This is a genomic window from Saccharibacillus brassicae, assembly GCF_006542275.1.
Taxonomy (GTDB): domain Bacteria; phylum Bacillota; class Bacilli; order Paenibacillales; family Paenibacillaceae; genus Saccharibacillus; species Saccharibacillus brassicae.
The window spans coordinates 2,633,398-2,654,321 of the sequence record NZ_CP041217.1; the positions used below are offsets into that span (position 1 = coordinate 2,633,398).

At 58.0% G+C, this 20,924-nt stretch carries 18 protein-coding genes, 1 tRNA gene, 1 pseudogene and 1 riboswitch; of the genes and pseudogenes, 10 read left to right on the top strand and 10 right to left on the bottom strand.

All coding sequences use genetic code 11. The annotated features are described in order from the left end of the window. The first annotated feature begins 102 nt into the window (after positions 1 to 102). Entirely contained in the window at positions 103 to 1,395 is a 1,293-nt protein-coding gene (locus FFV09_RS10990; protein WP_141447872.1) for a glycoside hydrolase family 125 protein, read from the top strand. Positions 1,396 to 2,023: 628 nt separating this feature from the next. On the opposite strand, the gene FFV09_RS10995 is transcribed toward FFV09_RS10990, so the two are convergent. The 5 genes from FFV09_RS10995 to FFV09_RS11015 are packed head-to-tail and all read right to left on the bottom strand — an operon-like array spanning position 2,024 to position 6,747. Beyond that, the gene (locus FFV09_RS10995; protein ID WP_141447873.1) at positions 2,024 to 2,740 is read right to left on the bottom strand and encodes a GntR family transcriptional regulator; all 717 of its coding nucleotides are present in this window, start codon (positions 2,738 to 2,740) and stop codon (positions 2,024 to 2,026) included. A gap of 9 nt (positions 2,741 to 2,749) precedes the next feature. Further along, positions 2,750 to 3,766 carry a sugar kinase gene (locus FFV09_RS11000; RefSeq protein ID WP_141447874.1) on the bottom strand — a complete coding sequence of 339 codons (1,017 nt, stop codon included), beginning with the start codon at positions 3,764 to 3,766 and terminating at the stop codon, positions 2,750 to 2,752. Further along, positions 3,759 to 4,544 (bottom strand): 2-dehydro-3-deoxy-phosphogluconate aldolase, encoded by a 786-nt coding sequence (gene dagF / locus FFV09_RS11005; RefSeq protein WP_141447875.1) that lies wholly within the window; start codon positions 4,542 to 4,544, stop codon positions 3,759 to 3,761. The genes FFV09_RS11000 and dagF overlap by 8 nt, the downstream gene beginning before the upstream one ends. Positions 4,545 to 4,547: 3 nt before the next feature. Then, on the bottom strand, positions 4,548 to 5,654 hold the full coding sequence (locus FFV09_RS11010; RefSeq protein ID WP_141447876.1) for a DgaE family pyridoxal phosphate-dependent ammonia lyase: 1,107 nt from the start codon (positions 5,652 to 5,654) through the stop codon (positions 4,548 to 4,550). After that, a complete protein-coding gene (locus tag FFV09_RS11015) occupies positions 5,620 to 6,747 on the bottom strand; it encodes an amidohydrolase/deacetylase family metallohydrolase (protein WP_141447877.1) in 1,128 nt (375 codons plus the stop codon). Before FFV09_RS11015 ends, FFV09_RS11010 begins: the two co-directional genes overlap by 35 nt. A gap of 442 nt (positions 6,748 to 7,189) precedes the next feature. Between FFV09_RS11015 and guaB the strand changes: the two genes are divergently transcribed. The 8 genes from guaB (at position 7,190) to FFV09_RS11055 (ending at position 15,973) form a co-directional block, all read left to right on the top strand. Further along, on the top strand, positions 7,190 to 8,647 hold the full coding sequence (gene guaB, locus FFV09_RS11020) for an IMP dehydrogenase (protein WP_141447878.1): 1,458 nt from the start codon (positions 7,190 to 7,192) through the stop codon (positions 8,645 to 8,647). Positions 8,648 to 8,924: 277 nt separating this feature from the next. Then, positions 8,925 to 10,346, top strand: coding sequence for a D-alanyl-D-alanine carboxypeptidase family protein (locus FFV09_RS11025; protein ID WP_141450434.1), 1,422 nt, complete (start codon positions 8,925 to 8,927; stop codon positions 10,344 to 10,346). A 94-nt stretch (positions 10,347 to 10,440) separates the two neighbouring features. Next, entirely contained in the window at positions 10,441 to 11,322 is an 882-nt protein-coding gene (pdxS, locus tag FFV09_RS11030; RefSeq protein ID WP_141447879.1) for a pyridoxal 5'-phosphate synthase lyase subunit PdxS, read from the top strand. Positions 11,323 to 11,329: 7 nt separating this feature from the next. Continuing rightward, complete coding sequence (pdxT, locus tag FFV09_RS11035; protein ID WP_141447880.1) at positions 11,330 to 11,935, top strand: pyridoxal 5'-phosphate synthase glutaminase subunit PdxT; 606 nt, start codon at positions 11,330 to 11,332, stop codon at positions 11,933 to 11,935. Positions 11,936 to 11,942: 7 nt separating this feature from the next. Further along, the gene (serS, locus tag FFV09_RS11040; protein ID WP_141447881.1) at positions 11,943 to 13,226 is read left to right on the top strand and encodes a serine--tRNA ligase; all 1,284 of its coding nucleotides are present in this window, start codon (positions 11,943 to 11,945) and stop codon (positions 13,224 to 13,226) included. Positions 13,227 to 13,389: 163 nt separating this feature from the next. Next, positions 13,390 to 13,478: transfer RNA gene (locus tag FFV09_RS11045), tRNA-Ser, on the top strand. A 236-nt stretch (positions 13,479 to 13,714) separates the two neighbouring features. Further along, positions 13,715 to 14,623, top strand: coding sequence for a YitT family protein (locus FFV09_RS11050; protein WP_141447882.1), 909 nt, complete (start codon positions 13,715 to 13,717; stop codon positions 14,621 to 14,623). A gap of 255 nt (positions 14,624 to 14,878) precedes the next feature. Next, a complete protein-coding gene (locus FFV09_RS11055; RefSeq protein WP_141447883.1) occupies positions 14,879 to 15,973 on the top strand; it encodes a hypothetical protein in 1,095 nt (364 codons plus the stop codon). A gap of 132 nt (positions 15,974 to 16,105) precedes the next feature. Here FFV09_RS11055 and tadA read toward each other — a convergent pair. The 3 genes and pseudogenes from tadA to motA all read right to left on the bottom strand — a co-directional run. Then, positions 16,106 to 16,582: pseudogene (tadA, locus tag FFV09_RS11060) on the bottom strand (tRNA adenosine(34) deaminase TadA); the annotation flags it as partial. A gap of 229 nt (positions 16,583 to 16,811) precedes the next feature. Further along, a complete protein-coding gene (locus FFV09_RS11065; RefSeq protein WP_141447885.1) occupies positions 16,812 to 17,645 on the bottom strand; it encodes a flagellar motor protein MotB in 834 nt (277 codons plus the stop codon). After that, positions 17,629 to 18,429: a flagellar motor stator protein MotA gene (gene motA, locus FFV09_RS11070; protein ID WP_141447886.1), complete on the bottom strand. Its 801-nt coding sequence runs from the start codon at positions 18,427 to 18,429 to the stop codon at positions 17,629 to 17,631. Before motA ends, FFV09_RS11065 begins: the two co-directional genes overlap by 17 nt. A 399-nt stretch (positions 18,430 to 18,828) precedes the next feature. Between motA and FFV09_RS11075 the strand changes: the two genes are divergently transcribed. After that, positions 18,829 to 19,122, top strand: coding sequence for a hypothetical protein (locus tag FFV09_RS11075; protein WP_141447887.1), 294 nt, complete (start codon positions 18,829 to 18,831; stop codon positions 19,120 to 19,122). A 183-nt stretch (positions 19,123 to 19,305) separates the two neighbouring features. On the opposite strand, the gene FFV09_RS11080 is transcribed toward FFV09_RS11075, so the two are convergent. Both FFV09_RS11080 and FFV09_RS11085 read right to left on the bottom strand, forming a co-directional pair. Next, complete coding sequence (locus tag FFV09_RS11080; RefSeq protein ID WP_141447888.1) at positions 19,306 to 19,794, bottom strand: GNAT family N-acetyltransferase; 489 nt, start codon at positions 19,792 to 19,794, stop codon at positions 19,306 to 19,308. 265 nt (positions 19,795 to 20,059) lie between these two features. Next, positions 20,060 to 20,530 (bottom strand): C40 family peptidase, encoded by a 471-nt coding sequence (locus tag FFV09_RS11085; RefSeq protein ID WP_141447889.1) that lies wholly within the window; start codon positions 20,528 to 20,530, stop codon positions 20,060 to 20,062. A 7-nt stretch (positions 20,531 to 20,537) separates the two neighbouring features. Then, positions 20,538 to 20,676, bottom strand: a riboswitch (cyclic di-AMP (ydaO/yuaA leader). Between the last annotated feature and the right edge of the window lie 248 nt (positions 20,677 to 20,924).

Below are 20,924 nucleotides of genomic sequence, written 5' to 3' on the forward strand. Positions count from 1 at the left end.
AATTGGCAGCTGCTTGCGGGACCGTTTCCGCCGCTTTTTTTCGATCCCTTGTCCATGACCCTACGAACACCTATCCTTTATTGCGAGCAGGAGGCGTTTTTCATGAGCACGATTCCCAAATTGCCAGGCGCGGTCGAGCGTTATCTCGAACAGACCGATCAACGGCTTGCGCATCACCCCAAGCTGCAGCAGGTTTTCCGGAACTGTTTTCCCAATACGCTTGAGACGACTACCAAATTGTTGGACGACGGCACGACGTTCATCTATACCGGCGACATCCCGGCGATGTGGCTGAGAGATTCCGTGGAGCAGGTCCGGCATTACATTCCGCTGGCCAAAAACGACGCCGACCTGCAGCGGATCATCGAAGGGCTGATCGCCCGGCAGCTGTTCTACATCAATATCGATCCGTATACGAACGCGTTCAACGAGACGGCCAACGGCCGGCATTACCGCGATTCCGACGACTGCGAACTCAGTCCGTGGATGTGGGAACGCAAATACGAGCTGGATTCGCTGTGCTTCCCGGTACAGCTGCTGGCGCAGTATTGGCAGGAAACGGGGCGGACGTCCATGTTCGACACCGACTGCTACCGGGCGCTCAGCACGGTCGTCCGGGTCATCGCGACCGAGCAGCGGCACGACGACAAATCGCCGTACTACTTCCGCCGCGACACGAAGCAGGATACGGAGACGCTGTACAACGACGGACGCGGCATGCCGACCAACTATACCGGCATGAGCTGGTCCGGCTTCCGCTCCAGCGACGACGCGTGCGAATTCGGCTACAACATCCCGGCGAATATGTTCGCCGTCGTCATCCTCGGCCATATCGAGCGTATCGCGTCGGAGATCTACCGGGACGACGAGTTGGCCGGCCGCGCCGCGAAGCTGATCAAGGAGATCAACTTCGGCATCCGGCGCTACGGCATCGTCGACCATCCGAAGCACGGCAAAATCTACGCGTTCGAGACCGACGGCTACGGCAATTACTCGCTGATGGACGACGCCGGCACGCCGGGCCTGCTGTCCATTCCGTACATCGGCTACGTCGGCACCGACGATCCGGTCTATCAGAACACCCGCCGCTTCGCGCTCAGCTTCGACAACCCGTTCTATTTCGAAGGCAAGTTCGCCAAAGGCATCGGCAGCCCGCACACGCCGGGAGGCTACGTCTGGCATATGGCGCTGTCCATGCAGGCCCTGACGTCGAACGACGAGCAGGAGATCAAAGACTTGATCGAGATGCTGCTCGCCACCGACGCCGGCACCGGCTACATGCACGAAGGCTTCCACCCCGACGACCCGAGCGATTTTTCCCGCGAATGGTTCGCCTGGTCCAACAGCCTGTTCGCCGCGTTGATCGTGAAGGCGATGAACGACGACCTGATCTGATCCGATCTCTCTTGACCCGTCTGTCTTGATCTCTTTCTTGCTCCATCAGTCTCGACCCAATCCCCCTTAAGTTGATTGGCCAGCCTTGCCCGCACCCAAAAAGACCACGCTTTCCGCGTACACCGGAAAGTCGTGGTCCTCTTTGATTTTTGTACTCCCCCGGCCATGCGGCTTAATTTGAGCGTTTCGACTTTATAAACCTTCTTTTCAAAGCCTCCACACTGCCGAAAAAGCAACCTAACCCTCACCCTTGCCCTTAGCTTTCGTTTCTAGTCTTCACCCTTTGCCCTTGGTATTTTCTATACGCCCTTCATTCTTCTTCTTTCCCCAAACCGCAAACCAAAGACCACGCTCTCCGCCTACAGCGGAAGCCGTGGTCCTCTTTTGACCTTAATCTCTTGACCTTAATCTTTTGACCTTAATCCCTTGATCTCAATCCCTTAATCTCTCAATCCCTTAATTAGTCCGCTTTCAAGCTTGCGCGACCTGCGCTCTCCCCTACCCCACAGAGCGAGTCCTTTTCGAACCGGAGCGCCTTTGCCCTTTCCCCTTTACCGACGGCTCTTATTCCAATCAAAAGGGGAAAGGGCAACGAAGCGCAGGTCGAAAAGGACTCGCGGCCCCCCACCTAAACCTCATAATAAACCACATAAGGATGCATCCCGTCCCGGTAAAAGCCTTCGCTGTATTCCGCCGCGCGGCCGGTCTCGTCGTGGGCGAGCCGGACCCGTTTCAGCAGCACCGCGTCTTTTTCCACCCCGAGCGATTCGGCTGCCGCAGCCCCCGGCGAACCGACCGAAAATTCGTCGCGCATCCGCGCGATGGCAATGCCCTGCTCTTCGAGCCAACCGTACAGCGATTGTCCTTCGAGCGCCGGCTGCGCCGGATCGTCTTCCGCGTGCGCGGGCAAATAATGCGTGTAGTGGATGTACGGCGCGTCGTCGAGCGAATAGAGCCGTTCGATCCGCAGGCAGGAGGCGCCGAACAGATCCCGCAGCCGCTCGTCGCTTCCGGTAGGGACGATTGCGGCGCCCAGCACTTTTTTATCGATCCGGTGGCCTTCTTCGACCAGAATCTCCGTAAATCTTTTCCAGGTGAACCGTTTGGAAGTGGACGTATTGCGGACGACCCGGGTGCCTTTGCCGCTGCTCGTCTCCACATACCCTTCCTGCACGAGCAGTTTGACCGCGCCCCGGACCGTAATCTTGCTGACGCCGAACTCCTCCTCAAGCTTGGGCTCGGGAGGGAGGTAGGCGTCGAGCGGATACTGGCCGTGCAGGATGCGGTCTTTGAGAATGCCGTGGATTTTCAGGTACAGCGGTTGTTTGGTACGGCTTGTCGCCATGGTTCGTTCCTACCTTTCTATGTCGCCGGCTCCTTCGTTCATGGCCCGGAAGATTTGCGCTTCCGAGGAGAAAGGCGTGTCGCCCGCGATCGTGTGCGCCAGCATCGAGGCCGCGGCGGCGAAGCGGACCGTCCGATCGGCCGGAAAATCCGACAGTTCCCCGTGTAAAATACCGCTCGCATACGCGTCGCCGGCTCCGATCCGGTCGTAGACGGGAAACGTCAGCCGGTCGGAGAAATGAAATTCGCCTGCCCGATACAGATAGCCGAGCAGCGAGTGCCGGCCGTCGCTTTCGATGCCGCGGTGCGTGCCGGCCAGCACGGCCGTGCCGTACCGCCCGGCGACGACAGGCATCAGCGCCTGCAGCTGCTCCAGCCGGTCCCCGCCCGGAAGCGGCAGGCCGAGCACATGGATCGCGTCGTTTTCGTTCATGAAGACGATCTGTGCCAATTGTAACATTTTTTCATACCACGGGCGCGCCTGCGCATAACCGTCCGGTCCCCACAGGCCCGGCCGATAATTGCAGTCGAACGCGACGGTGCCGCCCGCCGCGCGGACCGCTTCGGCGAACCGCAGCGCATTGCGCCGGACCGTATCGTTCATGGCGAGGGCGATGCCGCAGAAATGGACGACGTCTGCCGCGCGGGCCGCTTCGTCGAACGGATAAGCGCCTTCGGCGGCCAGGTTGAAGCTGCTCTGCTGCCGGTTCGTGTACGTGACCCGGCCGGGCCGCGCGCCGAAGCCGGCTTCCAGAATGTACATGCCCAGATACATGCCGTCGCGGCGAATGTAATGCGGCAGCAGCCCGAGCTTGCGCAGATTGGCTTCCGCCGCGTCGCCGACCGGATTGTCCGGCAGCGTCGTGACCGGCAGCGCGAGGTGGCCGAAGCGCGAGAGCGCCGACAGCACGTTGACGCCGCTGCCGGAATACGACACCTGCAGCGTATCGGTCTGCGACAGCAGGCGAAATCCCGGCGTCTCCAGCCGCATCATCACTTCGCCAAAAGCCGCGACGCTCTTAGGCATGGTCGTCGACCAGCCGGCGCATGACGGCCAGCAGCCCGGCCACGTCCGCCACGATCGTATCGCCGCTCGCTTCGTCGACGATCGAGGAATAGACGTGCGGGATCACCTGCGGCACGCCCGCTTCGAGCGCGATACGCACAATTTCTTCGAAGTTGTCTTTGTCGATGCCGCCGGTCGGCTCCAGCGCGAAGCCTTCTTCGCCGCAGGCCTGCGCGACCGCGCGGTATTCGGCTTCGAGCGATAGCCCTTTCATCGGGAAATACTTGAGCGCGCTGCCGCCCATGTCCCGCACGAGCGCGATCGCCGCTTTGACCGGCACGATCGCTTGCTCCGAAGCCGCGGCGCTGAACGGACCCGTGGAGAGTTTCACGTAACCCGGCCGCCCCGAAGGAGAGACGAGGGCGTTGATCCAGCCCGGCGTGCCGTTCAGGTTCCCGCGCGTCGTCCCGACGGACGGGAACACCTGGTTGATATGGCTGCCGGCATATTCGCGCGCGATCTCGGCTACGACCTGCGCCTGGCGGTTGTCGCCGGCCCCGAGCCCGATCGAGACCGCGTCGTCGATCGCCCGCCCGTATTCCCGCATCGCGTCGACCGCTTCGGGCACCGTCTTGTACGCTTTGGACAGCACGCCGACCAGCACATGGCCTTCGGCCGCTTCGAATACGTCCCGTGCGTTGTCCACGCTGCCCGCCAGCACGTTCAGCGCCGCCCGTTCCCGGTACAGGCGCTTCGCGATCGCTCCGTCTTGTTTCGTCAACTTTCCGTGTTCGCCCATCGCTCAGTTGCCCCCTTTGAATAGTTCGCGCAGCCTGCGCTCGATCACGTGGATATCGTCGCCGAGCAGCGGCCGCGGGTCCAGATCGAAATAACCCTGCCGCGCTCCGTAATCGCGCGTGTAGATCGCGATCTCGCCGCTTTTCAGCGCTTCGACCGTCTGCACCGCGTCCGTACCCGCAAGCTGCGGGTCGATCTGCACGCGGGCCCGGTAGATGGCGCGGCCCGCTTCGTCCTGCACAAGGCTTACAGTGATGCCGTCCAGCTCGCCGAGCGGCAGCAGCGTTTGCAGCGTTTCTTTTTCCTGCTGACTGCGGTCGGGTTTGTCCAGGTATTCGTCCAGCGCCTGAAGCAGGCCGAACGTCGTTTCCTTGCCGACTTTCATGCTGCGGCCGATGCCTTGCAGCTGCACTTTGACCGCGTCGACGTAACGCCGCTTGCCTGCCACGAGGCCCGACGTTGGCCCTTCGATCGCTTTGGAACCGCTGAAGATGACGAGATCCGAGCACGACGCGTAACGCCGAAGATCTTCTTCGGCTGCCGCGTCGATAATAAGCGGCAGGCCGAGTTTTTGCGCCAGCGCCCACGTTTCTTCGACGGACGCCATGTTTTTTTGGACCGCGTGATGCGATTTGACGTAGAGGATCGCCGCCGTGCGTTCCGTCACCGCGTCTTCGAGCTGCGCCGTCGTGCCTTCGTTGGCGTAGCCGGCTTCGACGACCGTTCCGCCGCCCAGATAGACCATCGTATCGACCGGCGCGCCGTATTGGACGTTGTGGCCTTTGAGCATGACGATCTCATTTTGCAAAAGAGGAGACCGGTGCAGCCGCAGGCTGGCCCCGACCTTCCCGCCCGTGACGATACCGGCGACCGACAGGGCGATACCGCTTGAGGCGGAGTTGACGACGAGCGCCGATTCGAACCCGAGCAGATCCGCGATCCGTGCTCCGGCCTTGTCGACCAGATCGGCGATCTCGACGTAGCTCTGGCCGCCGGCCCGCATCGCGTCCATCACCGTATCCGTCGGCGCGGACACGCCGAGAATGCTCATTCTTCCGCTTGCGTTGATGACCCGTTTAAGACCGTACTTGGCATGCAGTGTACTGCCCATTCACAATCACTCCTTCGGCTTGAATCGTCTGACGCGACGTGCGCGTGCTTCCTTCGGAATCCGTCAGCAGGGACGGCTTGTCTTCAACGGAAAAAAGGGTCAGGTTCGCGGCGTCGCCGACCCGGATACGGCCGAGCTCCGGACGGTTCAGCCAGTCCGCGGGGCGTTTCGTGACCGCGTCGATCACGTCCGCCAGCGGATAACCGAGCGACAGGAACTTGGTCAGCACGCTGGCCATGCCGTAGACGGGACCGTGGAGCCGGTTGCCGCGGTAAATATCGGTGCTGATCGTATCGAAAAAAACGCCGGCGCGCCGCGCCTGTTCGGCCGTCTTGAACGAGAAGCTGGCGGTGCCGTGGCCGACGTCCAGCTTGACGCCGCGCGCGATCGCGTCACGCAGCACCGGCAGCGGCCGCCCGCTGTCGTCGAACAGGTTGTTGGCTTTGCCGTTCAGGTAATGCGTGACGATATCGCCGCGCCGCAGCAGGGGGATGACGTCTTCGATCGCCGGAGGCGCCGAGCCGATATGCGTCATCAGCGGCAGCCCGGCGGTATCTGCGATCGCGACCGCCCGGCGCAGCGGTTCGAGGCCGTTGTCGCCGACGACGCTGCCGCTGATGCGCGCTTTGAAGCCGACGACGAAGCCGGCCTGCGCGCGCGCCGCCGAGAGGGCGGCTTCGCGGTCGATCCAGTCGAGGCGCGACAGTTCGTCGACCCGCTGCAGCCCGAGACGCGACACGTTGAGAAAAGCGAGCAGCCGGGTCCGGGCGCCGCTTCGGCTGGCGGCAAGCTCGGCGATCCGGTCGGCGCCGCAGCTGCCCGCATCGACGATCGTGGTCGAGCCGCAGCGAATGCCGATCTCGTCGATCGCGTCGCCGTAAGGTTCGAATTCGGGAAAAGCATGCACGTGCAGGTCGATCCAGCCGCTGGAGACGTACCGGCCTTCGCAGTCGATCGAAGGTCCGGACGCGGCCGCCGCCCGGGCGTTCGAGCCGGCCGGGGATATTCCGGCGATCACGCCGTTTTCCACCGTCAGATCCACCGCGCGGCCGTCCGTCAGGCGGACTTGACGCAGTACGAAATTGTTGGGCATGAAGCACCTGCTTTCTTCCGCTGGGATAAGAGATCGGATATTCGGGATCAAGCATGGAATTCCATTCCAACATACCATCGCTTATTTCAAAAAACAATATAACGTTATAATGTTTGATTTATTCGCAGCTTTTGGAGCCGGGTTCAAGCAGAAAGCGAAAAGCGTTTTGGGCCGCGAAAATACGTTGTAAAAGAGGACTTTCCAAGCAGGTAGGCAGGCAAAGGAAAATTATTGAAAAAACGCGGCGTGTCCATACGGGGCGGACAGATTTCCGGCCTGCCGAAACGGCCCCGGAGCCCGCGTCCCTGCAAGCTTTTTCACCTTGACAGCCCATACCCCCTTTGCTAAGATTGCAATAATATATTTTCAGAAAAGCCCTTTCAGCTTTCCATATAAGGAAAAAACGGCAGTTGGGACCAGACAAAAAAGGAGGCAAAATCGCGTGTGGAATAGCAAGTTCGACAAAGAAGGTCTGACGTTCGACGACGTATTGCTCGTACCGAGAAAGTCGGAGGTTCTGCCTAAGGAAGTCAGCGTGTCCACGAGACTGAGTGACAGCGTGAAGCTGAATATTCCGCTGATCAGCGCCGGCATGGATACCGTTACCGAAGCGCCTCTGGCGATCGCGATCGCGCGCGAAGGCGGCATCGGCATCATTCACAAAAACATGCCGATCGAGAAGCAGGCGGACGAAGTGAACCGCGTGAAGCGCTCCGAGAACGGCGTCATCACGAATCCGTTCTTCCTGAGTCCGGATCACCTCGTCTCCGATGCCGAAGTCCTCATGGGCAAGTATCGGATCTCCGGCGTGCCGATCGTCGACGAGAACGAGAAGCTGGTCGGCATCCTGACCAACCGCGATTTGCGCTTTATCCACGACTACAGCATCGCGATCAAGGAAGTCATGACGCACGAAGAACTGGTGACGGCTCCGGTCGGCACGACGCTTCGCGAAGCGGAAGGCATCCTGCAGCAGCACAAGATCGAGAAGCTGCCTCTGGTCGACGAGAACAACGTGCTCAAAGGTCTCATTACCATTAAAGACATCGAAAAAGCGATCCAGTTCCCGAACGCCGCCAAAGACGCGCAGGGCCGCCTGCTGGTCGGCGCCGCCGTCGGCGTGTCGAGCGACGCGGTAGACCGGATCGACGCGCTCGTGACCGCGGGCGTCGACGTAATCGTCGTCGATTCCGCGCACGGGCATCATATCAACATCCTCGACGCGGTCCGCAATATCCGCAGCCGCTATCCGGAGCTGACGATCATCGCCGGCAACGTGGCGACGGGCGAAGCGACGCGCGACCTGATCGAAGCCGGCGCTTCCGTCGTCAAAGTCGGGATCGGCCCCGGCTCGATCTGCACCACCCGCGTTATCGCCGGTATCGGCGTGCCGCAGATTACCGCCATCTACGACTGCGCGACGGTTGCCCGCGAATACGGCATCCCGATCATCGCCGACGGCGGCATCAAATACTCCGGCGAGATCACCAAAGCGATCGCGGCCGGCGCCCACGCCGTCATGCTCGGCAGCATGTTCGCCGGCACGGAAGAAAGCCCGGGCGAAGCCGAGATCTATCAAGGCCGCCGCTTCAAAGTCTACCGCGGCATGGGTTCCATCGCGGCCATGAAGCAGGGCAGCAAAGACCGTTACTTCCAGGACGACGACAAGAAGCTCGTTCCGGAAGGCATCGAAGGCCGCGTCGCTTACAAAGGACCGCTGTCCGACACCGTGAACCAGCTGGTCGGCGGCCTGCGTTCGGGCATGGGCTACTGCGGCGCCGGCGATCTCGCCGTGCTGCGCGACGATACCCAGTTTATCCGTATCACCGGAGCGGGCCTGCGCGAGAGCCATCCGCACGACGTGCAGATTACGAAGGAAGCGCCGAACTATTCCGTCTAAGCGTCATTTGAGCGCCTGGGCGCAGCGCATATTGAACCGCATACCATTTTCGAAGCGGACCGGGCTGTTTGCCCGGTCCGCTTTTTTGACGGAAACCCGGGAACTTGAGGCCCTCCGAAAGTACGTTCGTAAGCCTGCGCACGGGCATCCCGCCGCGGACCGGGACTTTCCCGTTTGTCACATTCCGTGGGAAGACATGCCGCCCAACCCTGTGTTAGACTAGAAAGGCCTGACCAAGAAACTGAGCACGAGGGGAGTATTTAATCCATTGAAACGCATGCCTTCCACCCATAAAACCAAAATCGAGAAGAACCGGATCAACCAGCCGAAACTGCTCAAAAGAAGCGCGGCTTCCGTTCTGCTTATCCATATGCTCTGTCTGTCCGTCGTTCCCGCCAATCTGGCCGGTGCCGCAGCCGCGGACACGACCAAATCGCAAACGACCGAGGCTCCGGCGGCCAAGACGCCTGCCGCGGCCCCGAAAGCCATTCCCACAGTCGAGAGCCTGAACCTCGCCGTCAAATCGGCCGTTCTGCTTGAGCCGACGACCGGCGAAATCGTGCTGTCCCTGAACGCCGACGTGGCGCTTCCTCCGGCCAGCATGACGAAGATGATGACCGAATACATCGTGGCCGAACAGGTCAAGCAGGGCAAGATGAGCTGGGAAGACGTCGTCACGGTCAGCAAAAACGCGGCCGCCCAGATCGGCTCCCGCGTGTTCCTGGCCGAAGGCGACCAGCACACCGTGAAGGATCTGTACATCGCGATGGCGATCGGGTCCGCGAACGACGCGACCGTGGCGCTGGCCGAGACCGTCGCGCCGACCGAGACCGAGTTCGTCAAGCTGATGAACAGCGAAGCGAAGCGGATGGGCATGAAGACCGCCCACTTCGCCAACTCCACCGGCCTGAACATTGCCGACATGCCGGCCGATTCCCGGCCGTCCGACGGCAAAGAGACGGTCATGTCGGCGATCGATGCCGCGCTGCTGGCGAAATACATCGTCACCGACCATCCCGACTTCAACGAATTCACGACGATTCCGTTCTTCCAGTTCCGTCCCGGCGCCAGCGGGCGGATCGACAATCTGGACTGGATGCTCGAATCGAACGCCGAAGTGCCGAACTTCAAAGCCTATGCCTACGAAGGGCTTGACGGCCTCAAGACCGGCCATACCGAAGCGGCAGGCAACAACTTTACCGGCACGGCCGTCCGCGACGGTATGCGCCTGATCAGCGTCGTGATGGGCACGGACGCCAACGATCAGGGTTCCCGCTTCGTCGAGACGCGCAAAGTGCTCGATTTCGGCTTCAACAACTTCGAGATCAAGGAGTTGGTCGCGGCGAACCAGGCGATCGAAGGCGAAGCGCCCGCGGTCGTCACCAAAGGCAAGGAAGAGTCCGTAGCCTACGAGACGGCCGGCGCGCTCAGCTTCGTCGTGCAAAAGGGAGCGGATGCCAGCAGCCTCAAAATGCAGGCCAGCATCGATTCCGCACTTGAAGCGCCGATCGCCAAAGGCGACAAGGTCGGCACCGCGACCTATACGTACCAAGCGAAAGGCGCAGCCGAAGCGCAGACCAAAACGGTAGATCTCGTCGCTTCCGCGGACGTCGAAAAAGCCGGCTGGTTCAAGCAGCTGATGCGGGCAATCGGCGGATTCTTCTCCGATCTGTTCGAAGGCATCAAGAACCTGTTCTAAATCGCGCCGAATCGATTGTATGCGCGCAGCCCCTGCTGTAAAATTCACCGGTAGAACGGCTTGACCAAATCGGAACACAACGGGGGCTACGACAATGGAAGCAGGAACATCGCGCGTGAAAAGAGGCATGGCGGAAATGCAAAAAGGCGGCGTCATCATGGACGTCATGAACGCCGAACAGGCCAAAATCGCCGAAGCGGCGGGAGCGACGGCGGTTATGGCGCTGGAACGCGTTCCGTCCGACATTCGGGCGGCGGGCGGCGTAGCCCGTATGGCCGATCCGACCATCGTGGAAGAAGTCATGAAGGTCGTATCGATTCCCGTCATGGCCAAAGCCCGTATCGGGCATTACGTGGAAGCCAAAGTGCTGGAATCGCTCGGCGTGGATTATATCGACGAGAGCGAAGTGCTGACACCGGCGGACGAAGTGTTCCATATCGACAAGCAGGAATTCACGATTCCGTTCGTATGCGGCGCCAAAGATCTCGGCGAAGCGCTGCGCCGGATCGGCGAAGGAGCTTCCATGCTCCGCACGAAGGGCGAGCCGGGAACCGGCAACATCGTGGAAGCGGTCCGCCATATGCGCCTGATCAACGGTCAGATTCGCAGAGTGAAGAACCTGTCCAAAGACGAACTGTACGCCGAAGCCAAAAACCTGGGCGTTTCGTACGAAGTGCTGCTCGATATCCACCTGAACGGCAAACTTCCGGTCGTGAACTTCGCGGCGGGCGGCGTGGCGACTCCGGCCGATGCGGCGCTGATGATGCATCTGGGCGCGGACGGCGTGTTCGTCGGCTCCGGCATTTTCAAATCCGACAGCCCCGAGAAATTCGCGCGTGCCATCGTCGAAGCGACGACGCATTACGACGACTACCGCCTGATCGCCGAAGTATCGAAGAACCTCGGAGCGCCGATGAAAGGCATCGACATCAAGCAGTTGGCTCCTTCCGAGCGCATGCAGGATCGCGGCTGGTAATCGCACGATGACGAATTCGAACCTCAAGATCGGCGTGCTTGCCCTGCAGGGCGCCGTATCCGAACATATCCGCAGCCTGGAACGGGCCGGAGCCGAGAGCTGCGCCGTCAAGACGGTCGGGCAGCTCGAAGGTCTCGACGGCCTCGTCATTCCGGGCGGCGAGAGCACCGTAATCGGCAAGCTGATGCGCAAGTACGGCTTCATCGAGCGCATCCGGGAGTTTTCGGCGGCGGGCCGGCCGATCTTCGGCACGTGTGCCGGGCTGATCGTGCTCGCCACATCGATCGAAGGGCAGGAAGAACCGCATCTCGGTCTCATGAACATGACGGTCGCGCGCAACGCGTTCGGACGTCAGCGGGAGAGCTTCGAGACCGACCTGCCGATCGAAGGAATCGACGAGCCGGTGCGTGCCGTTTTTATCCGGGCGCCCTTAATTCGTGAAATCGGTGCAGACGTCGAAGTGTTGGCGGTTTATAATGGAGAAATGGTAACGGCGCGCGAAGGGCATCTTCTCGTGTCGTCATTTCATCCGGAATTGACCGACGACTACCGGCTGCATGCCTATTTTGCGGATATGGTGCGTCAGTCCAGGACCGGAGAACCGAAAGGATGAAGCTCCCGTGTTGGATGTGAAAATATTAAGAAACGATTATGATCGGGTCAAGCAGGCGCTCGCGAACCGCGGCAAATCCGAAGACCTGATCGCGAATTTCCCGCGCCTCGACAGCGAACGCCGCGAGAAGCTGCAGGAAGCCGAGACGCTGAAGAACCGCCGGAATACCGTTTCGGGCGAAGTGGCCAGACTCAAAAAGAACCGTGAGAACGCCGACGATCTGATCGTCGAGATGCGCGAAGTTTCGGACCGGATCAAGCAGCTGGACGAAGAAGTCCGCGGTCTGGAGACGGAAATCGACGCCATCACGATGGCGATTCCGAATATTCCGAACGAAGACGTGCCGATCGGCGCTTCCGAAGACGACAACGTCGAGATTCGCCGCGTCGGCGAGCCGAGAACGTTCGACTTCGCGCCGAAAGCCCATTGGGACACGGCGCAGAATCTCGGCATTCTCGATTTTGAAGCGGCCGCCAAAGTGACGGGTTCGCGCTTCACGTTCTACAAAGGGCTCGGTGCCCGTCTGGAACGCGCGCTGATCAACTTCATGATGGATCTGCACAGCGAGGAGCACGGGTACGAAGAGATGCTGCCTCCTTATATCGTTAATCAGGACAGCCTCTACGGAACCGGCCAGCTGCCGAAGTTCGAAGAGGATCTGTTCAAGCTGAAGGATACGGAGTATTACCTGATCCCGACCGCCGAAGTGCCGGTGACGAACTATCACCGCGACGAGATTATCGAAGCGGGCGACCTGCCCAAAAAGTATATCGCCTACAGCGCCTGCTTCCGTTCCGAAGCCGGTTCCGCCGGACGCGATACGCGCGGCCTGATCCGTCAGCATCAGTTCAACAAAGTCGAAATGATCAAGATCGTGCATCCGGATCATTCGTACGACGAGCTGGAACAGATGACGGCGAACGCGGAGCGCGTGCTTCAGCTGCTCGGCCTGCCTTACCGCGTCATCGCCTTGTGCACGGCGGATATGGGCTTCACCGCCGCCAAGACGTACGATCTCGAAGTGTGGCTGCCGGAAAGCGGCATGTACCGCGAGATCTCGTCGTGCTCGAACGTCGAAGACTTCCAGGCGCGCCGCGCCAGCATCCGTTTCCGCCGCGAACCGAAAGGCAAGCCGGAATTTGTGCATACGCTGAACGGTTCGGGCCTCGCCGTAGGCCGCACGGTCGCCGCCATTCTGGAAAATTACCAACAGGAAGACGGCAGCGTCGTCATTCCCGAAGTGCTTCAACCGTATATGCGCGGCGTGAAAGTGATCGCTCCCAACGCGTAAAGCTTGACTCCTATCCGGCGCTTCGTTTCGTGACAAGCGATAGACCTTGCGCGAAGCGAAGCGATGGGATATGATAGGAACGGACATTTACGGAGAAAGATTTTGGCTAGGCGCAGAATTCTTCAAATCGCTTTGCCCATAGGGGTATGCAATTTGAATACTTGGAGAGGTACCGAAGCGGTCATAACGGGGCGGTCTTGAAAACCGTTAGGGGGCAACTCCACATGGGTTCGAATCCCATCCTCTCCGCCAGTTTAAACCATCACAGCCGTCTTTTCCCGCTTCGGGAGAAGGCGGCTTTTTGCTGTGGAGTAAAACAAGGCAGAAACGAGACAAACCGTCAAAAATTATGGCATAATTACAATATACGTATTTGTATGCAGCAGTATACGGCATGACCTTATCCGTACGCGACCGTACGGGAACGAACATTATAGCAAGCATCCCTATCCTAGCAAGCATTCATATAGAGGGAAGGACAGTGAATAATGAATGAAAAGTTAACCAAGCCGCCTGCCCGCAAGCCTTCTGCGCCGCGTGCCCATCACAAAAGACCGTTTTCGCAAATTTTGCTCCGAACCTTTTTTATCATATTCGGAGCAGTCATGGTGGCCGTGGCACTGGAGTTGTTTCTCGTACCCAACAATATTACCGACGGCGGGATCACCGGCATCTCCGTCATGGCTTCGTACCTCAGCGGTTGGAAGCTCGGGATCTTCCTGTTCATTCTGAACCTGCCGTTCCTGATCGTCGGTTACAAACAGATTGGCAAAACGTTCGCTTTGTCGACGCTGCTCGGCATTACCGTTCTGTCGATCGGCACCGTCCTGCTGCACCCGGTAGATGCTTTCGTGACGGATACGCTGCTGGCGTTCGTGTTCGGCGGCATTTTCCTCGGCGTCGGCACGGGGATCGTGATCCGCAACGGCGGCTCGCTCGACGGAACGGAGATCATCGCCATTCTCGTGTCGCGCAAAACGCCTTTTTCGGTCGGGGAGATCGTCATGTTCGTCAATTTGTTCATTTTGTCGGGCGCCGGCTTCGTCTTCGGTTGGGATCGCGCGCTGTTCTCGATTCTCGCGTATTATATCGCCTACAAGATGATCGACGTGACGATCGAAGGCATGAACGAATCCAAATCGGTCTGGATCATCAGCGATCAGATCGACGATATCGGCAACGCGATTCTGGATCGGCTGGGGCGCGGCGTCACGTATTTGGCGGGCGAAGGCGGCTTTACGGGCGATCCCAAAAAAGTCATTTTCTGCGTCATTACGCGGCTGGAAGAAGCCAAGCTCAAAGAAATCGTGAATCAATTCGACGACAACGCTTTTCTGGCGATCGGCAATATTCACGACGTCAAAGGCGGGCGCTTCAAGAAAAAAGATATCCACTAACTCTTTGAATGTGAATAACAGGATATTTAGACAGGACTTAAGAATGTGTTTGGTTCTTGGGTCCTGTCTTTTTTGTGAGTCGGAATGTCCAATTTTGGTATTTTGAAACTTTTTGAAAAAGGTTCACGTATACTTAGACATGTCCGGAACGCCAGACGGCCGATGAAGTTAGCCAGTTTCAATGTTTAGACGATTGGGTAAGAGGGTAACAGGACGTATTAAAACACATATAGACTTGAAGGGGAGACAACAAACATGAACAAAAAATTATTCGGAAGTTTTGGCGCATTGGTTATGGCCGGTACGCTCGTATTGTCCGGCTGCGGCAACAATGCGGCAAGTCCCGCGGCGAAAGTCGAAGAAACGCCGAAAGCGCTGCTCAAAGCTTCGGTCGCAAGCGCAATGACCGCGACATCCTATCAAATGGACAGCAATTTCACGCTGAACGAACTGACGGTTGCAGTTCCGCCGAGCAGCGCGGATACGGCAAGCGTGGATCAGGTCGTCAGCATGCTGAAGGGTGCGGAATTCAACGTGAAGACCGTGTACCAGGGCGAGCCGATGCAAGCCGAAATGAACCTCGAAGTGAAGCTCAAAGGCGACATGGAGATGACGATCAAGCTTCCGATCGTCATGACCAAAGAAAAAATGTACGTCAAAGTGCCGAACATCGCGCTGCTGCCGCTGCCTGAGAACCTGGTCGGCAAATTCATCGAGATCGACATGAAAGAACTGGCTGCCGAACAAGGCACAGAGTTCAACGAAGCGATGCTTGATCCGAAAAACTCGCAAAAACTTAGCGCTGACGTGAGCGCAGCCGTCTTGGACAGCTTCGACGAAGCCAAATACTTCAAGAAGGTTGCTGTCGGCGAAGCCGGACTGCCAGAAGGCGTAACGGCCGAAGACGTGGTACGCTTCGAAGTCACGAACGACAACGTCAAAGACGCGATCACGACTCTCGTGAACGTAGCCCTGCCTAAAGTGATCGACACGATCAATACGCCGGAATATCGCGAGATGACAGGCGTGACAGAGCAGGAACTGAACGACGCCAAAAAAGAACTGAGTACCAAAGACAACGCGGAAATGAACAAAAACCTGGACGAACTGAAAAACTACCTGACGGTCAACACGTTCCAACTGGACACGGCGTTGAACGCGGACAAGTTCCCGGTTCACCAAAAAATGACGATGGACATCAACTTCCAGGATACCGAGTCGAGCACGTCGGGCAAAGTCTCCATGACGGGTTCGTCGACGTACAGCAAAGTAAACGAAAAGCAGACGTTTGAAGTCGGCATCCCGACCGATACCGTAACGCTGGACGAACTGGAAAACATGAACTACTAAGAAATCGCATCTGTTCCACACAGCAAAGGCGGCCCTCCGGGGCCGCCTTTTTTTGGTGCGTGCGCTCTATGAGATCGGCGCGTCCGGCTCCGGCTCGTCGCCCGCTTCGAGCAGCAGATCGACTTCCGCGCGGCGCAGCGCTTTGCGTTCTTTCATGCGCACGCGAAGCCCGCGGAAAAAGGCCGATAGCATCTCGGCGCATTCTTCGCGGAGCACGCCTTCGATCAGCTCGGTCCGATGGTTGAAGCGCGGCTCCTGCAGCAGGTTCATCAGCGTGCCGGCACAGCCGGCTTTGGGATCGGGCGTTCCGTACACGACGAGCGGCACGCGGCCCTGTACGATGGCTCCGGCGCACATCGGGCACGGTTCCAACGTGACGTACAGGGTGCAGTCCAGCAGCCGCCAGGCGCCGATCCTCTCGCTGGCTTCGCGGATCGCGATCATCTCCGCGTGAGCGGTCGCGTCATGCGTCGTCTCGCGCAGATTGTAGCCGCGTCCGACGATCTCGCCGCCGCGCACGATAATCGCGCCGATCGGAACTTCGCCGAGCGCTTCCGCTTTGCGCGCTTCTTCGAGCGCCAGGCGCATCCAGTGTTCATGATCTTCCAGCGGGGCAGCTTCCAAAATGGTAAAACTCCTTTCGTTCAGGGCCGTTATCAGGCAGCAATATTCATCGAACATATATTCCGTTGTTAACATACTGTGCACAGAATTGTGGATAAGTAGCGACTAGTCCACAGGGTTATGCACATATTTTACATTATGATTAGGCATTTGTGAATCGCCTGTGGATAAATAAAAGCCCCTTTCCGAAGAAAGAGGCTGGAAAAGATTACGGTTAAGGTGAAGTGGCATTGCTTGTGCTGATTTTGTTCTCCGAGTCCTGATAATTCCGGATAATCGACACTTCGACCCGCCGGTTCTGGGCGCGTCCCGAAGCTGTCGCGTTCGAAGCGACCGGGTGATATTCGCCTGCCGCGGTCGAGGTGAAGCGTACCGGATCGAGGTTCGGATTTTTGAGCAGAACCTGCATGAAGTTGTTGGCCCGGCCCGAACTGAGATCCCAATTCGATTTGAACGCGTTATTCGAGATCGGAACGTTGTCGGTGTGGCCGATGACCTGAATGTTGTAGCCCGGGAAGTTCTTCAGAATGTTCGCGATCGCCGCAGCGAGCGTGCGGGAGTTCGGCTTCACGGTCGCTTCGCCGGAAGCGAACAGCGCTTTGTCGCTGATCGTGATCTGCAGCTGCGATTGATTGAGCTTCGTGTCGAGCTGGTTGCTGAGCCCGTTGCTGTTGATGTAGCTGTCGAGCTGCTTTTTGAGCTTGGTCAAATCTTCTTGTTCTTTTTTCTTGAGCTTGGCCAGCGTGTCGTCGGCCGTGTCTTTCTTGGTAACGGCCGCTTTCTCCGCCGCCATCTGCTCGACCGTTTTCGATCCGTCCTGCGTTTTGCTGTCTTCGGTGGTGGAGGTGTGCTCCATGATGCCTTTGCCGCCGTTGAACACGGAATCGAACGCTTCGGCCATCGCTTCGAACTTGCTGACGTTGGCCGAACTCATGGCGTACAGCACGATAAAGAGGGCGAGCAGCAGGGTCATAAGGTCCGAATAGGGAAGAAGCCAACTCTCGTCGGCATGTTCTTCATGGTGTTCCGGTCTAGCTTTCTTGGCCACCCGAAGCGCCTCCCTTTTCTTCTAATTTTTTGCGTTCCGTAGGTGTCAGGAAGACGGCGAGCTTTTGGTTGATGGCAATCGTCGAGACGCCGGATTGGATAGACAGCAGACCTTCGACCATCATCATGCGTACTTCGACTTCTTTTTTGGAGATCCGTTTGAGCTTGTTGCAGATCGGGTGGGAAATGACGTACCCGACGAAGATACCGAGCAGGGTCGCGATAAAGGCTGCGGCGATAGCGTGCGCCAGCTTGTTCATGTCTTCCAACTCGCCGAGCGCGGCGATCAGGCCGACCACGGCGCCGAGAACGCCCAGCGTTGGAGCGTACATGCCGGCCTGGGAAAAGATTTGCGCGCCGACGCGGTGACGTTCTTCCATCGCGTGAATGTCTTCCATCAGCACGTCGCTGACAAATTCCTGATCGTTGCCGTCGATAATCATCCGCATGCCGTTGCGCAGGAAATCGTCGTCGATTTCATCCACTTTGGATTCGAGGGCCAGCAGGCCTTCGCGGCGGGTGATCGAGGCCCATTCCATGAACATGCCGACCAATTCGCTTTTGTCGATCATTTTCGGTTTGAACAGGAAAATTTTGACGAGCTTCGGGAAGTTCTTGAGATCGCTCATTGGGAAGCCGACGAATATGGTTGAAACGGTGCCCCCGATAATGATAAGATAGGCCGCCGGTACCATGAGGGAACCGAGCGGGGCGCCTTTGAGGATCATGCCGACGAAAATGGAGACTAGAGCTAGGACCAGACCGATAAGAGACGATAATTCCATGTAAGCACCTCATCCATGAGAATATAAAACATTCATAAGCACGGCCATCCCTGGCCTGTGTGTACGGCAAGAAACGAAACTGACATACGTATGCGACCTTCGGGTGCCTTGAACGGTTCGATGTGCGGTTCCAGCCGGCAGCGGAATTTAACGCGATCAAGGTTCCCGGATGTGTTCGAAGTCTGGCCTTTCATGATCCGTCCGTTTGCCCGAGTTGGAAGGCTGTAACAGTCAAAATCGACGAAGCTGGTATCATGAAGTGGTTTTTGACTAAAAACACCCTACGGCTCGATATGTTTTTTATCGACAGGGGGAGCTTTTTTTTTAAGAGATAAATTGCGCTATAATGAAAATAAGATAGTCGGTTCACAATAATGTACGAAAAAAGGAGCGGAAACCATGGGAGTTAAACACGGAAGAGATTACGCGGATATTTTGCAGGATTTGACGAAAGCGGTCTCATTGATTCCGGACAGCTATCTGTTTTTCGAGATGGAGGCGGAAGACTGGGAACGGATGGAGACGCCGGACCGGCTGGAAGTGCATGAAGCGCTGGCCGAAGACCTGTTCTACGCGCTCGGCACTACGCCGTCGATCGAAGTGGGCAGCGCCGTGGTGATCCACGACACGGATCTGCATCGCATCAATATTCTGATCGGCGACAAACAAATGACGTTCGTGGCGTTGGTCTGAGCCGCTTCGCAAGAAGCGGGAGCAAGCCTATGAAGCCTATAATGAAAGAACCCGTAAAACAACCGGTGCCCGAACAGGCCAGGCACGCCGAAAAAGCCGCCCCGAAGATCGTCGGGGTCGGCAGTCCGAACATGGATATCGTCATGGAAAGCGTTCGTGCGCCGAAGCGGACGTACGCCGGCTCTACGAGTCCGACGGCATCTGGTAGACCATGCAGTAGAACGGCTTGAGGCCCGAAGGCGTCATCCGTTCGTAGAGATCGGTAATGGCGAAGCCGGCTTTGCGGTAGGCTTTGATGGCGCGCTGGTTCCACGTCAGCACTTCCAGGTCGATCTCCTGGCCGGGAACGCGCCGCAGCGCTTCTTCGGCGACGGCGCGCACGTAAGCCGCCCCTAAGCCGTGTCCGCACAGATCCGGACGCATGCCGATCCCGAGGCGGGTCGTGCCGCCGAGCGGGAAGAGCTGGGCGAACCCGCAGAAAAGTTCGCCCTCGTACACCGACACATACTGCTGTTCGCGCAGCTCGGGATCGCCGAATTCGATCCCGAGCTGTTTGACCTGCTCCCAGGGCATCCACCCGTAGATGTCGTACGGCGGCTCGTACCGCCAACCGCAAATGATTTCCGCTTCCCGCTCCGTCAACGGACGAATATCGAACCTCTTCGCGTTCATGTTTCTCACTCCTGTTCAAAAAGGGATCACGAAATGTAAAAAAGGCGTTTAGGCGTCCGGGCGGCGGGTAATATTTCGTAACGACGAAAAAGATCGGCGCGTTTGAAACCTTTTCCAGCGCAGCACCGTTTAAAGGGCAAGAGAAACGGCGGCCGACGCCAAGCAGACATGAAAAAACCGCATCGGATGATTGCAGTCATCCAATACGGCCGTTATATTCATTACGCTCATTCATGAATTCGCATAAAAGCAGTCGAAGAAAAGGTTATTCGGCAACAAAAGAGTTATACGTGTACGTGCTCATTACGCGAGACGCACCGACATAACGTTCGGCATAATAACTAGAGCTCAGGTTGTCGTAACGAACTCCGTTCGAAGACGACGAATGGGCGAATTTGCCGTTGCCTACATAAATGCCCACATGCGAAATGCCTCTGCCCGTCGTGTTGAAGAAGACGAGGTCTCCGGCGCGCAGGTCGCTGCGGTCGATCTTGGCTCCGGCGCTGTATTGCGACGAAGATTGACGCGGCAGATCCACGCCGAGTTTGTCGAAGACGTAGCTCGTGAAGCCCGAGCAGTCGAATCCGTTAAGGCTTGTGCCCGCAGTGCGGTATGGCGTTCCAAGTGCTGAATCGATTACGTTGTCCAATTGGGAATCTGCATGTGCGTTTCCTGCGCCCGCTACGCTAAAAGCGATGGCGAGTCCCATTACTGCGGCTGTCAGCTTCTTCTTCAAAGACATTGTACCCCTTCCGTTTTGCCTGCGAGGTTAGCTTAAGGATTCGGTTGAGAAGGTCCCCCTATGACTCCTTCGTTGCGAAGTCAATTCACCCATAACTGGTTCCCCCGCTCCCCGGTGCCGGAATTCGGCTTAGATCTTGGTTTGCACCGAAAAGCTTCGTGTGTCGGATCGTCGTTGTGTCGATATTTGAAGCAGCTTCTATGGCTTGAAGCAAAGTTTACAAAGTTGTTACTACTCACAAAACACATTGTAGCAAAGGACTTAGCCGTTGGCAAACCTTTATTTAACATTATTTTGGCGCGCGTTTGACGCGGACCTTCCACCAAAAGCCTCAATCCCGCACGGCTGCGCGGTTTTGCTGAAGTTAAAAAAGGTGACATTTGTTTGA

Bases quoted from the DNA above. Each gene is read 5' to 3' on its own strand.
- dagF (WP_141447875.1), bottom strand. From the start codon at position 4,544: ATGGGCGAACACGGAAAGTTGACGAAACAAGACGGAGCGATCGCGAAG.
- FFV09_RS11080 (WP_141447888.1), bottom strand. From the start codon at position 19,794: ATGAACGCGAAGAGGTTCGATATTCGTCCGTTGACGGAGCGGGAAGCG.
- pdxT (WP_141447880.1), top strand. From the start codon at position 11,330: ATGACGAATTCGAACCTCAAGATCGGCGTGCTTGCCCTGCAGGGCGCC.
- FFV09_RS11055 (WP_141447883.1), top strand. From the start codon at position 14,879: ATGAACAAAAAATTATTCGGAAGTTTTGGCGCATTGGTTATGGCCGGT.
- motA (WP_141447886.1), bottom strand. From the start codon at position 18,429: ATGGAATTATCGTCTCTTATCGGTCTGGTCCTAGCTCTAGTCTCCATT.
- FFV09_RS10990 (WP_141447872.1), top strand. From the start codon at position 103: ATGAGCACGATTCCCAAATTGCCAGGCGCGGTCGAGCGTTATCTCGAA.
- FFV09_RS10995 (WP_141447873.1), bottom strand. From the start codon at position 2,740: ATGGCGACAAGCCGTACCAAACAACCGCTGTACCTGAAAATCCACGGC.
- FFV09_RS11010 (WP_141447876.1), bottom strand. From the start codon at position 5,654: ATGGGCAGTACACTGCATGCCAAGTACGGTCTTAAACGGGTCATCAAC.
- FFV09_RS11015 (WP_141447877.1), bottom strand. From the start codon at position 6,747: ATGCCCAACAATTTCGTACTGCGTCAAGTCCGCCTGACGGACGGCCGC.
- FFV09_RS11000 (WP_141447874.1), bottom strand. From the start codon at position 3,766: ATGCCTAAGAGCGTCGCGGCTTTTGGCGAAGTGATGATGCGGCTGGAG.
- pdxS (WP_141447879.1), top strand. From the start codon at position 10,441: ATGGAAGCAGGAACATCGCGCGTGAAAAGAGGCATGGCGGAAATGCAA.
- FFV09_RS11075 (WP_141447887.1), top strand. From the start codon at position 18,829: ATGGGAGTTAAACACGGAAGAGATTACGCGGATATTTTGCAGGATTTG.
- FFV09_RS11050 (WP_141447882.1), top strand. From the start codon at position 13,715: ATGAATGAAAAGTTAACCAAGCCGCCTGCCCGCAAGCCTTCTGCGCCG.
- FFV09_RS11025 (WP_141450434.1), top strand. From the start codon at position 8,925: ATGCCTTCCACCCATAAAACCAAAATCGAGAAGAACCGGATCAACCAG.